Below are 13608 nucleotides of genomic sequence, written 5' to 3' on the forward strand. Positions count from 1 at the left end.
ACCGCCGAACTTCAGTTCTCTAGATGGGGAGCAACGAGTGCTTACGCGGACTCTTGTGCACTTCCTTGTCCTTCAGAATGTGCAGGGCCTTGCGGATTTCGAGGCGGGTGCTCGACGGCTCGATGACCGCATCGATGTAGCCACGCTCGGCGGCGATCCAGGGTGTTGCGACATGCTCGTTGTAGAAGTTGATGAGCTGCTTGCGCAGGGCCGGGGCATTCTCGCCCGCCTCGGCGAGTTGCTTGCGACTCATGATGTTGATGGCACCCTCGGCACCCATGACGGCGATGCGAGCCGTCGGCCAGGCGAGGTTGATGTCGGATCCGAGCTGCTTGGAGCCCATCACCGCGTATCCGCCGCCGTACGACTTGCGAATCACGACAGTCAGTTTCGGCACCGTGGCTTCGACGAAGGAGAAGATGAAGCGACCACCGCGATGGATGACGCCGAGAGTTTCCTGATCGACGCCGGGCAGGAATCCGGGTGTGTCGACGAGGAAGATGATCGGGATGTTGTAGGCATCGCTGAGGCGGATGAACCGAGCACATTTGTCTGCGGCTTTGGCATCGAGTGCCCCGGACAGATGCATCGGCTGATTGCCGACGATTCCCACCGGCCGACCGTCGACGCGGGCGAAGCCGGTGATGACGTTCGGTGCCGTCTGGCCGGACAGTTCGTGGAATTCACCGTCGTCGAAGATGCGCAGGATGATGTCGTGCATGTCGTAGCCGGCGTTGTCGGCGTCGGGCATGAACGAGTCGAGCTTGCGGTCGGATTCGGTGATCTCCGGCTCGAGCCCCGGGTTGATCACCGGTGCTTCTTCCTGGCAGCTCGACGGCATGTAGCTCAGGTAGTTCCGGATCCAGTCGAATGCGGCCTTCTCGTCGGCAGCGACGTGGTGCACGTTGCCGTTGATGGCCTGGACGCGGGCACTACCCAGTTCGTCGAGGCTGACGTCCTCACCGGTGACGGACTTGATGACGTCCGGTCCGGTGACGAACATGTACGCCTCTTCGGTGGCGACGACGATGTCGGTGTTGATCGGTGCGTACACCGCGCCACCGGCGCACTTACCGAGGATCAGCGAGATCTGCGGGCACAGGCCGGACAGCGCTTCGTGGCGTCGGCCCAGTTCGGCATACCACGCGAGGGAGGTGACGGCGTCCTGCACACGAGCTCCACCGGAATCGTTGATGCCGACGACCGGGCAGCCCATCTTGATCGCGAAGTCCATGATGCCGGCGACCTTGCGGCCGAACATCTCGCCGACGGTGCCACCGAACACGGTCTGATCGTGCGAGAACACGGCGATCGGACGGCCGTCGACGGTTCCGTGGCCGGTGACGACGCCGTCGCTGTACAGAGCACCGGGATCGTTGGGGGCCTTCACCAATGCGCCGATCTCGACGAAGCTGCCGGGATCGAGCAACGAATTGACGCGATCGCGAGCACTGGGAATGCCCTTCTTCGCACGCTTCGCTATCCCGATCTCGCCGGCCGGTTCCTTGGCCAGTTCGAGCCTCGCCCGTAGTTCGGCCAACTTCTCCGCAGTGGTGCCACTCAAGATCTACGCTCCGGTTCTTGCAGACTCGATGTTCTCGAGCGTCTTCGACAAATGGGCCGCAATTTTTCCAATGTACGGCTCGTCGACGACGGCGAGGTGATCGCCTCCGACGTACACGATCTCGAGGTCCTTCACCACCGGTCCCCAACCACCGTGCTCTTCGCGGGTGGCGTACGCAGGCTCGAGGGCGATCGCATCGTCGTGGTACTTGTCGGCCAGGTACAGCGTCACGTGCCCGCCGTACTCCTTGAGCTCGGCCGTCTGGATGGCTCGATTGTCGAGCCACGACGTCCGCTGATGCTCGATGATGCCGCCGGGAATCTTTGCCCCACTGAGCTTGACCAGATCGGTGATGATCCGAATCTGGCCCTCGTCGTCGGAGTCGACCAACTTGTCGTACGGGATCGGGTAATCGACGTTGTACGTCTTCTTGGCGAACGCCGCGTACCGCTCCCAGCGCTTACGGACTTCGTCCTTGGTATCGGGAATCGCGGTGCCGGGCATGACGGTATCGAGCAGCCCGACGTAGGCGACCTCGATGCCTTCCTCTTCCATCTGACGCGCCACCTCGTAGGCGAGGATGCCGCCGAGCGACCAGCCGACGAACACGTACGGCCCCTCGGGCTGGATCGCCTTGATCAGCGGCACGTACTCCGCGGCGCGCACGGCGATGGGGCCTTCGACGCGCTCGAGTCCGTACATCGGCGTGCCTGCCGGCAACTTCCGCAGCAACGGCTCGTAGGCGACGGTGGAGCTACCGGCCGAGTGGAACGCGAACACCGGTGTGGCGGTGGATCCTTCGGGCCGAGCACGCAGGTTGCGTACGACGCCGTCGATCTCACCGTCTTCGAGGTGCGGGCGCACCTTGTCGGCCAACTGCTCGATGGTTTCCGAATCCAGCACGTCGTCGAAGGTGATTTCGCCGCCGGCCCGCTCGGTCAGACGGGCGGCCAGCTTCTCTGCCGTCTCGTCGTCGAGGATCGGCAGGGTGTTGAAGATGCCCTTGGCCGATTCCTTCGTCACGACCGCCCACGTCGCGAACGTCATCCGCTCGGCGTTGTCGCGCGGGGGCACATCGGAACCGGCGGCCTCGGCGAACGCTTCCTTGCCGCCCAGGTCGGTCTGCGCTGCGGCGGCCGGAGCCGGTGCAGCGACTGCGGGCGCTTCCTCGGCAACCGGAGCAGTCGCCTGAACCGGTGCAGCCTCGACGGCCGCCTGCTCGGCGGCCTTTTCTGCGGCCTGCTTGTCTGCCAGCGCCTGCACCTCGTCGCGGTTCTCGATCGCGTAGCGCAGGTACTTCTCCACCTCACGCAGGTTCGCGTCGCGCACGGCCTGCAATTGCACTGTGGGAATGTCGAATTCGTACTCCACCCGGTTCTTGATGCGCACAGCGCTGAGTGAGTCGAGCCCGAGCTCGATCAGCGGAACCTCGGGTGGCAGGTCCTCGGGCGCATAGCCCATGGACTCCGCGACGATGATGGCCAGTCGATCCTCGAGTTTCTGGTTGCCGTTGGGATCCCAGCGGTCACCGAACGTCTCCACGACCTCGGGTAGCTCTTCCATCGGCGACGACGAGCGCTGCTCCACCGCCCCAACGGGTTCCGGACGCGCATCTCCGGAGGTGACGACGGCCTCGTGCAGCAGGGTGAAGGCCGAGCCCTCGTGTGCGTGTACCTGGACCGAGGCGCCACCGAGGTGGGAGGTCAACGTGGTGACGACAGTGCCGACCTTCGGCACCGACGCATGGGACACCGAAACGCCCAGTGTCACATCGGAGAACACCTGCGATGCGGCGGCCGTGACCAGTGCATCGAAATCGGCGACGGCCGAGGCCTGGACTTCCCACACGTGACGGCCGTCCGGCAAGGCGACTCGCGCACCGGGAACTCGCGCGTTACCGCTGGAGCTGACCTGCGAGTTGAGCCAGAACTCCTTGCGCAGGTACGCAGTTCGCGGAATCGGCGCGTACGGGCCGGACTCGAACAGGGTCGCCAGTTCCAGTGCGTGTCCGTGGACGTAGAGCTGCGCCAGAGCGGCGAGGAAGGTCTCGGACTCGTCCTCCTTGCGCTTGAGCGTCGGAATCAGAGTCGAATCGGCGACGCCTGCAGCCCATGCCGTGGCCGCCACCGACATCAGCGCGACGGGGTTGGGGGCGAGCTCGACGAACGTCGTGTGGCCATCTCCCACAGCAACATTGACGGCCTGCGTGAACCAGACCGGGTGACGCATACCCTTGGTCCAGTAGTCGACGCCATGGATCGCCGCATGCCCGACGCGATAGTGGGCCTCACGATCGACCGACGAGTAGACCCCGGCAGTGAGTGTGGCGGGTTCGATTCCGGCGAGTTCGGCGGCCAGCTCACCGAGCAGGACGTCGACGGCCGCGGTGTGGCCTGCTCCCTTGACGTCGAGTAGACGGGCCATCTTGCCTGCGGCCTCGGCCATCTCGACGAGAGCCTCGACCTCGGCGCGCGGTCCACCGACGGTGGTGTGCGTCGGTGCGGCGTAGACGCAGGGCTCGACATTGGGGAACTGGTCGGTCAGGGTCTTGACCTCGTCCGGGGTGTACTCGACCAGAGCCATGGCACCCTGCGATGCCGGTCCGAGTCCGTCCTGGCCCTCGGCCAGCAGGCGCGAGCGGGCGTAGATGATGCGCACCGCGTCTTCGAGATTCAGCCCACCGGCAACGTATCCGGCCGCGACCTCGCCCATCGAGTGTCCGATGACGGCCGACGGCTCGGCACCATGCGCGCGAAGCGTTGCGGCCAGGGCGATCTGGATGACGAAAATGGCGACCTGGGAGTTCTCGAACTCGTAGGTCTGCGAGTCGTCGAGGATGATCTCGCGGATGGAGTAGCCGGCTTCGTCGACGAGCAGCTCGTCCACCTTGTCCACCTCGGCGGCGAACACAGTGTTGGTGCGGTACAGCCGCGAGGCCATCTTGCGGTGTTGCGAGCCGAAGCCGGAGAACACCCACACGGCGCCGTTGGACGCGGGTGAATCCGCGGAGAACACGCCGGGGCCCGGCTTGCCGGCGGCGATGGCGCGAAGGCCGGCGATGGCCTCGGCTGTGGTGGAGGCGAGAACCACTGCGCGCGAACGCCCGTGGTTGCGTCGGGCCAAGGTGCGGCCCACGTCGACGAGGGGCGTCGTGCTGCCCTCTTCGGTCTCGAGCCAGTCGGCCAGTTCCGATGCGGCGCGCTTACGACGCGACGGCAGAGCCGCGGACACTGCGAGAATTACTGTCTCCGGCACACTTTCGGACTCGGCCAGGATGGTCTCGGCCTCGGCGACCGGGCTGGTCGTCTCGGAATCGAGTTGCTCCTCGTAGATGCCCTCCACCACGGCGGCCTCGGGATCCACTGCAGCGGGGTCGAATTCGGCCGAGGTCTCGCCCGGGACGTACTCGCGCACCACGACGTGCGCGTTGGTGCCACCGAATCCGAAGCCGGAGACTCCTGCGACGGCCTTGCCGGTGTAGCGCGGCCAGTCGGTGGCCTCCGGGATCACCTTCAGGTGGGCCTTGTCGAAGTCGATGTACGGGTTGGGGCCCACGTAGTTCAGCGAAGCGGGGAGCTTGTTCTGCTGCATCGCGAGGACGACCTTGATCAAACCTGCTGCGCCTGCGGCAGATTCGAGGTGACCGAAGTTTGTCTTCGCCGATCCCAGCAGGGCAGGCTTGTCTGCGTCGCGGCCACGGCCGACCACGCGTCCGAGAGCGTCGGCCTCGATCGGGTCACCCAGAATGGTTCCGGTGCCGTGAGCTTCGATGTAGTCCACGCCCGACGGGTTGATACCGGCGTCGCGGTAGGCGAATCGCAGCGCGTCGGCCTGTGCGTCCGGGTTCGGCGCGAGCAGTCCGTTGGAGCGGCCGTCCTGGTTGATCGCGGATCCGGCGATGACGGCGAGCACCTGATCACCGTCACGTTCGGCGTCCTCGAGTCGCTTGAGCACGACGAGTCCACCGCCCTCGGAGCGGATCATGCCGTTCGCGTCGGAGGAGAAGGCCTTGATGCGGCCGTCGGGCGCAAGCACACCCGTCTGACCGAAGCCGACGGTGATGGGCGGAGCGAGGAGCATGTTGACGCCACCGGCAACGGCGAGATCGGATTCGCCGGTACGCAGACTGCGCACCGCCTGGTGCACGGCGACCAGCGACGACGAGCACGCGGTGTCGACGGCGATGGACGGTCCGCGGAAGTCGTAGAAGTACGAGACGCGGTTGGCGACGATGGCGGTGGAGGTGCCGGTGAGGGCGTACGGGTGCACGGCCGGGTCGCTGACGGCGATGAGCTGGTAGTCGTTCGACGAGCTGCCGATGAACACGCCCACCTGACTGCCCTTGATCGAGCTGGCCGGAATGTGCGCGTGCTCCAACGCTTCCCAGGTCAGTTCCAGCGCGAGCCGCTGCTGCGGATCGACGTTGACGACCTCGTTGGGCGACATCGCGAAGAACTCGGCGTCGAAGGTCTTGACGTCGTCGAGGTAGCCACCCTTGGTGACCGTCGCCTCGACCGCCGCGGCGATGACGGGATCGGAGGTGAATTCCCGCCAGCGGCCGTCGGGCAGATCGGTGATGCCGTCTCGGCCCTCGATGAGCAGCGACCACATTTCCTCGGGAGTCTGTCCGGTGCCCGGGAAGCGGGACGACAGGCCCACGATCGCGACGTCGTGGGCGTCGCCCGACTGCCCGCCGCTGGTGTAGAACGCGTCGTCGACGGTGCCGACCGGCTCGTCGGGTTCGCCCTCGATGATGATCTTGGCGAGCGAGGCGATGGTGGGGTGCTGGTAGACGACGGTGGCGGTCAGCGTGACCCCCACCAGCTCCTCGATCTCACCGCTCAGTGCGACGGCATCGCGAGAGGACAGACCGAATTCCTCCATCGGACGGTCGTCGGAGATGGCCGACGCCGGTTGCCCGGTCGCGTCAGCAACCCAGTTGCGTAGCCAATCCCGCAGCTGGGCGACCGTGAGGTCCGTCCCGTCGGCACTCTGAATCTTGTCTGTCTCTTGTTCAGCCATTACTCACCAAGCTATGTATCGAAGGAACGGGAGGCCCAGAGATCAGTCGGGCAGTTCTGCGTCCGGGAAGGCCGTCTGCTGGTAACCGCCGCGCAGCGTGCCCTCGATGTAGGCGGCCTTGCATGCGCGTCGGGCGATCTTGCCGCTCGACGTACGCGGAATGGAGCCGGCCGGGACGAGCAGGACGTCGCGCACGGTGACGCCGTGCCGTGCCGATACTGCCGTGCGTACCTCGTCGGCGATCGGAGCCGGATCTGCCTTACCGGAGCCGGGAGCGCGCTCTGCCACGATGACGAGCTGCTCGGAGCTGTCGTCCGAGTCCTTGGTCAGGGCTGCTCCACTGAACTCGAACACGATGTCGGGGAGCTGGTTGAGCGGGACGGCGAAGGCAGCGACGAAGCCGGGGCGCAAGGCCTTGCTGGCTTCCTGGGCCGAGAACTCGAGGTCCTGCGGGTAGTGATTGCGGCCGTCGACGATGACGAGGTCCTTGACGCGGCCGGTGATGTAGAGCTCGCCGTCGTGATAGACGCCGAAGTCGCCGGTACGCATCCAATTGCCACCCTCGGGAGCACCGTCTGCATGCGAGCCCTCGGCATTGCGGTGGACGAGCTTGTTGTGGAACGTCTCCGAGGTCTCGGTGTCGCGGCCCCAATAGCCCTTGCCGATGTTCTCGCCGTGCAACCAGATCTCGCCGACGTGCTCGTCCGCAACCTCGGTGGCCGTCTCGGAATCGACGATGGCGGCCCACTGACTGCGGGCGACCGTTCCGGTGGACACCTGTGGGATGGCACCGGGAGCATCGGAGGCTACGACCACGAAGTTGCCCGCATTGAGCTCGACGCGGTCGACGTAGACGACCTTGGCCTCGTCGGAGTGCTTGCTGGTGGAGACGAACAGCGTCGCCTCGGCCATGCCGTAGGACGGCTTGATCGCGGACTTCGGCAGACCGTACGGGCCGAACGCCTCGTTGAACTTCTTCATCGACGACGTGGTGACAGGCTCACTGCCGTTGATCAGTCCGATGACGTTGGACAGGTCGAGGGCCTCGCCGTTCTTGGGCAGACCACGCTGGGCGGCGTGCTCGAACGCGAAGTTCGGCGCTGCCGCGAAGGTGCCCGCGCCGTCGGAGACTGCGGCGAGTTCCTTGATCCAGCGCCAGGGACGCTGCACGAAGGCGCGCGGGCTCATGATGGTGATGTACTTGCCGCCCAGCGCCGGGAGGATGACGGTGAGCAGGCCCATGTCGTGGAACATCGGCAGCCAGGTGACGCCGCGGGAGTCGTGGTTGATCTCCATGCTGTCGACCATCTGCAGCGCATTGACGCCGACCGCGCGGTGCGTGATCTCGACGCCGGCCGGGGTCCGCGTCGAACCGGACGTGTACTGCAGGTAGGCGATGTCGTCGAGCCCGGCCTTGGGCTCGACCCACGTCTCGCCGACGCTGTCCGGGACGGCGTCGACGGCGATGATCCTGGGGCGTTCCGCGGCGGGCAGTGCACGGAAGAAGGCGCGCACGCCTGCGGCCGAGTTGCTCGCGGTGAGGATGGCGCTCGGCTTGCAGTCACCGAGGACGGCGTGCAGGCGGTCGGTGTGACCGGGCTCGTCGGGATCGAACAGCGGGACCGCGATGGTGCCCGCGTAGATCGCTCCGAAGAAGGCGATGACGTACTCGAGCCCCTGCGGTGCCAGGATGGCCACTCGATCACCGGGCTGGGTGACCTGCTGGAGGCGAGCAGCGACAGCTTTGAGGCGGGTACCGAACTCGGCCCAGGTCAACTCGTGTGCTTCGCCGTCACGTTCCCGGGAGTAGTCGACGAACCGGTACGCGAGCGTGTCGGAATTCTCTTGCACGTTCACCTCGACGTGGCGGACGAGCGTCTGCCCTTCACCGATGGTGATGTGGCCGTTCTCATCGATGAAATCATCGAACGTGTGGCTCATTACTTCAATCTCCTCCGACACGAATCCGCTGCCACACAGCCTGCGTGACCTGGGCCCGCACCACCGGCTACGTGCATGCAGACACCGAACAGCGTTTTATGTTACTGACTAGTAGCTCTTACGGTGTCGGTTTGGCACCTGGTTTGAAAGGCCAGCTACATGGTACCGACACGCGCCTACGTCACTCGCCTTTCAGCAAGTCGACAACCGGCGCGAATGCTTCCATTTGAGTAGGGAAAACCCCGACATAGGACATCGTGGTTCGCGCGCGAACGTTACGGATCTGATCGGCGATTTCCTCGTACGTCCCGAATGCGAGGTACGGCGACGAGAGAATGTCCTCGACGGTGAGCTTGACGTCGACGTCCACGTTCGGTGGGTAGCCGTTGTCGAGTGCCGCCAGCGCCATCTCGGCCATCTGCTCACGATCGTCGGTGACGACGATCGTGGTGATCGCCCAGTTCAGTTCGATGTCGTCGAACCGGTCTCCCGCGGCCGCACGGATCAGCTCGACTCGCTCGAGGGTCTTCTCGATGGTCATGCCCGACAGCAGAAGCTTGCCTTCCTTCGAGGTGCTCGGCACCACGGAGATGATGTCGGCGTGTTTGGCCGCCAGGGCGAGCATTTTCGGTCCGCCGCCGCCGATGCAGATGGGAGGACGCGGACCCTGCCGAGGCCGAGGGCTGCCCTTGAGTCCGGTGATCGTGTAGTGCTTGCCCTCGAAGTTGCACTCCTGACCGCGCAACAGCACGTCGAGAATCTCGAGGGTCTCCTCCAGCTTTTCGATGCGCACACCGGGGCGGTCGTACGTGATACCCGCCTTGTCGTACTCCTCACGCATCCAACCGGCACCGAGACCGAGTTCGAGCCGCCCGCCCGAGAGCACATCGATGGTGGCCGCATCCTTGGCCAGCACCGCGGGATGCCGGAAGCCGTTGGCCAGGACTGCCGTGCCGAGCCGGATCTTGTCGGTGGCGACGGCGAGTGCTCCGAGCGCTGCGATGGGACCGACCTGGTTGCCCAGGTGGTCGGGAATCATGAAGCTGTCGTAGCCCAGTTCCTCGGCCTGTTGCGCCAGCTTGATGAACTTCCGAGCCCCGCCCTCCTCGGCATTTCCCTCTCCGCCTGCAGCGAAGCGAAATTTGCGCGGCCCTGCGGTCGCGGCCTCGGCGGAACTCATCTATTGCTCTCCTCGCAAGTGTGCAGCGGTCTGGTTTCGGCGGCGAGAGCAGCCCGGCCGGGGCTGATCTGCGCAGGTCCAAGGCGTCACTCTAGCCGCTGGCCGGAGTCGATCACACCGGCTGGGGGTTTCACGGCTCAGGTTTGTGCCCGGCACCAGATCGCCATGCGTTGCGTTGTGACGTTTCCGTTATAAAGCGTCGTCGCTCACGAATGCGCGGGCATCGGGGCGTTCTCGATCAGTCCGGCGGCCCACGCAGCGGTCCACTGAGTGGCCGTCGTACCGGATCCGTCGACGACGAAACTGTTGTACGACGCATGAACGGGGTTGCCTGCAGCACCGATCAGAATCTGGATGCTCTGCGGAATGTTGCGGAGCGACAATCCATCCGACGGTGACGAGCAGATCAGGTCGCCGGGAGCGCAGATCTGATTGGTCCGGTCGTCGAGAGCACCGAAGCCACCTTCCCGACGCCCCGTCATGGTGATGCCGGGCAGGTCGAGTCCGCCGAGTGCGACCTCGGCACCGACTCCGTCGAGCGGGACGACATCGGTACCGGAGACGCCGTCGCGGCGACCGTCGGCGATGAGGGTGACCCCGAGAACCCGATCGGCGGAGATGGGACCGTTGCCCGCGCCGATGTCGGCCGCGATGTCTCCGGCGATGACCGCGCCCTGGGAGAACCCGGCGAGGACGAAAGTGCTCAACGGGCACCGCGCGCTGACATCGGACATCTTCTGCACGGCGACTGCTTCGCCCTCGGTGCGGCTGTTGTTGTAGGACTGCTGGCCGTCCGGCGGCAGTGCGATGGGGTTCGAGAATTGAGCCACGTACGGCACGGTGTAGACGTCGGCTCGCGAGCCGGGGAACTGCTCCTGCAACGGGCGAGTGACGTTGAGCATCAACGACACCGGATTGGCCGTCGGGTTGTACGGATCGTCGGTGGCCGACGATTCCCAGGTACCGGGGATGGCGATGACCTGGACGTCGGGGCAGTCCGCCGGTTGTGACGTCGGCTCCTCGGGCCCCGGCGGCACCGGCGCACCCGGATCCTGCGGCAGCCGTCCGGCAAGCAGGTACCAGAGGGCGACGATGATCAGACCGATGATCGCCGCAACGGCGATCACCGGAAGAATTCTGCGCTTACGCTTGGCCATCACCGTGGATCTCTACGGCCTGCAGTAGGTCGCCTGCGCGGCGGTGATGTAGGTCTGGGCTGTTTCCTGAGCCTGCGTCTCACTCATCTGCGTTCCGGCGGCACTGGCCTCCACGCCGACATTCGCAGTGACGAACGTCGAGATCTCCTCCGCCGCGACGCCCTGGGCCTGCGCGGCGCAGATGTAATTGGCCGTCGACACCGCGATGTCACCGTTGCCCGCCGGGGTGACGCCCTGCTTCTTCAGCTCGTCCAGGAAACTCGTACCGCGGTCGTCGATCTGGCTTTCCGTCGGACCCGGGAAATCGTCCGGAACGGGCTGCGGCTGCTCGGGCGGCGCGGTGGCCGCCTCCCCCGGACTCGTGGTCGGCGCAGCGGTGGTGGTCTCGGCCGCCGACGTCGTCGAACTCGCCTCGGTCGTCGTCTCGGCGGCCGAGGTGGTGCTCGTCGGAGCGCCGGTGGCCGTCGAGTCGTCGCTTCCGCAGGCCACCAGCAGCGAGCTCGCCGCCACAGCCATCACACCGAGCGACAGAGTTCTGGCCAGGGAATTACGCGTCATCGATCGAAATCCTTCGGTCGTCGGGTTCGCAGGCGACAGTACCGCCACGCTCTGAGAGGACTCTGAAGAGTCATGCACTCGACTAGGGCGCGATCGTGGCAACGCCGTCCTTCAGCGTGATGATGCCGAACTGGAAGTTCTGCTGCTTGCCGCCGCCGTCGATATCGAACTGATCGCTGGTGGGGTAGCCCAGTCGGCCGCCCTCGTAGCCGACCGATCCCCAGGCGTCGAAGATCGGGCCGTACGGGGTGGACCAGGCTCCGCTGAGCGGGCTCCAGTAGATGTTGCCCGTCTCGAACTGGTTGAAGCGTCCGCCGTCCCGGATCGGGCCGATCTCGTTGGACTTCGGGAACCCGAGAGGTCCACTCTCCCAACCCAATTCACCGTACTTGCCGAGGATCATGCCCTGCACCGAGTGCACTCCGGCATCGGGCGAGGTGTAGATGGCACCGATCTCGAAGCCCTGCACCGAGCCGGGCTTGTTCGGTGTCTCGACCTCGTCGAGCACCGGGTATCCCAGCGGTCCGCCCTCGTAGCCCTGGGCGGCCCACTCGTCGAGCACTGTGCCCTTGACCACGTGGGCTCCGGTCTGCGGCGTGAAGTAGACCATCCCGTTCTGGAAGGCGTTGAACCGTCCACGACCGTCGGGGGTTCCGATCTCGCCGGTCGTCGGGAAGCCGAGCGCACCCTCGGGGCCCCTGTTGCCCTGATAGATGCCGCCGATGGCACCGGCGACGACCTGCGCACCGGTATCGGGGGTGAAGAAGACCCGGCCGAAGGTGAAGTCCTGAGCACGACCACCGGCAACGTTGTACTCCGCGGTCAGGCACGGGCCGAGCCACGAGTTGGCACCGCTCGCATTGCCGATCAGTCCGGCGGCACTGCACGCGGGCTTGTCGACCTCGACACCGAGTGCGGTGGCGAGCTGTGGCCAGAGCTGGTGCAGCTCGAACTGCCAGTACGGCCACGAGTGCGTGCCCGACGGCCGGTAGTTGACCTGAGCGGGAATGCCGAGCTGATTGAGCTTGGTGGCGAATGTCTGCGAGGTCAATCGCGAGAGGATCTCGAGACCCATGCCTGCGTAGTTGGTGCTCACGCCAGGGATGGGCGACGGCTGATCGTACGGTCCGGCCGATCCGTTGCCGCTGGAGATGTAGAGGCTGACACCCTCGAGCTTGTCGGCCAACACGTATGGATCGTGCTGTGCCCACAGCGAATTGGACGGTGGCCCCCACATGGCGCTGGAGCTGAAGCCGCCGGCGTCGGTCATCGCGTACTGGATGGCCTGCGGCATACCGAGCGAGGTGGTGCTCAGGATGCCCGAGAGCGAGCCGGCGAACTTGAAGAAACCGGGGTTGCGCGCCGCGAGGAACATCGCGGACGTGCCACCCATCGACAGTCCGACGACTCCGCGGCTGTCGGTGCTACGCCAATCGCGTTCCAGGATGGGCGGAAGCTCCTCGGTCAGGAACGTCTCCCACTGGTAGTTCTTGCCGTTGTCCTGATCGACCCAGTCGGAGTAGAAGCTGGACTGGCCACCGATGGGCAGGACCACGTTGACGTTCTTGTCGGCGAAGTACGACTCGGCGTCGGTCTCGGCCGTCCAGCCGTTCTCCTGATCCGTGGCGCGCAGACCGTCGAGCATGTACACCTGCGGGAACGTGGCCTGTGGGTTGATGTTCCAGTCACGTGCGAGCAGCAGCTGAACCTGAATGGGCGTTCCCATCGACGGCGACTGTATCCACAGCGCGACACGACGATCGGAGAGCCAATCCACCGATGTGACGGTGGCACCGGATGTCTGCGTATAGGCGGGCCCGGCGAGCGCTACCGGGGCCGTTTGGGCGACGGGGGTTGCGGAGGCAACCGTCGTCGTCGCGAAGGGGATCATCAGCGCGGAAGCGACGGTCAGTGCTGCCGCCGCTCGTCGAGCCCGTGTGCCGGCCGATGGCGTCCGACCGAACCGAACAAGCTCAGTGCGCATGATGGTGACTCTCTTTCGACGTGACTTTCGAAGGTCTCCTATCGAGACATGCTTCGTATGTCTTTCTACACGTGCGCGCTGCCGACGACCTGCAGACGCGCTGTGACTGGTGGTGCAATTGTGAACTGGGGCGAGGATGGCGATCACGGCCGAGACCGAGAAATGCCGCCCGGCGCACAGACGCAGGGCGGCATTTCTCGAA

At 65.5% G+C, this 13608-nt stretch carries 7 protein-coding genes; all 7 read right to left on the bottom strand.

The window, feature by feature from the left end; genetic code table 11:
* Window positions 1–19 precede the first annotated feature (19 nt).
* A complete protein-coding gene (locus MTX34_RS20610; protein WP_243595890.1) occupies window positions 20–1564 on the bottom strand; it encodes an acyl-CoA carboxylase subunit beta in 1545 nt (514 codons plus the stop codon).
* Between the two features lie 3 nt (window positions 1565–1567).
* Window positions 1568–6586: a polyketide synthase Pks13 gene (pks13, locus tag MTX34_RS20615; protein WP_243610629.1), complete on the bottom strand. Its 5019-nt coding sequence runs from the start codon at window positions 6584–6586 to the stop codon at window positions 1568–1570.
* A 42-nt stretch (window positions 6587–6628) separates the two neighbouring features.
* The gene (gene fadD32 / locus MTX34_RS20620) at window positions 6629–8527 is read right to left on the bottom strand and encodes a long-chain-fatty-acid--AMP ligase FadD32 (protein WP_243610630.1); all 1899 of its coding nucleotides are present in this window, start codon (window positions 8525–8527) and stop codon (window positions 6629–6631) included.
* Window positions 8528–8708: 181 nt separating this feature from the next.
* A complete protein-coding gene (locus MTX34_RS20625; RefSeq protein ID WP_094671286.1) occupies window positions 8709–9707 on the bottom strand; it encodes an LLM class F420-dependent oxidoreductase in 999 nt (332 codons plus the stop codon).
* A 206-nt stretch (window positions 9708–9913) separates the two neighbouring features.
* Window positions 9914–10864 carry a cutinase family protein gene (locus MTX34_RS20630; RefSeq protein WP_243610655.1) on the bottom strand — a complete coding sequence of 317 codons (951 nt, stop codon included), beginning with the start codon at window positions 10862–10864 and terminating at the stop codon, window positions 9914–9916.
* Between the two features lie 12 nt (window positions 10865–10876).
* Window positions 10877–11422: a DUF732 domain-containing protein gene (locus MTX34_RS20635; RefSeq protein ID WP_243595886.1), complete on the bottom strand. Its 546-nt coding sequence runs from the start codon at window positions 11420–11422 to the stop codon at window positions 10877–10879.
* A gap of 82 nt (window positions 11423–11504) precedes the next feature.
* Entirely contained in the window at window positions 11505–13406 is a 1902-nt protein-coding gene (locus tag MTX34_RS20640; RefSeq protein ID WP_243610631.1) for an alpha/beta hydrolase-fold protein, read from the bottom strand.
* Window positions 13407–13608 lie beyond the last annotated feature (202 nt).

This window comes from Rhodococcus sp. ARC_M5 (genome assembly GCF_022810405.1).
GTDB lineage: Bacteria > Actinomycetota > Actinomycetes > Mycobacteriales > Mycobacteriaceae > Rhodococcoides > Rhodococcoides navarretei.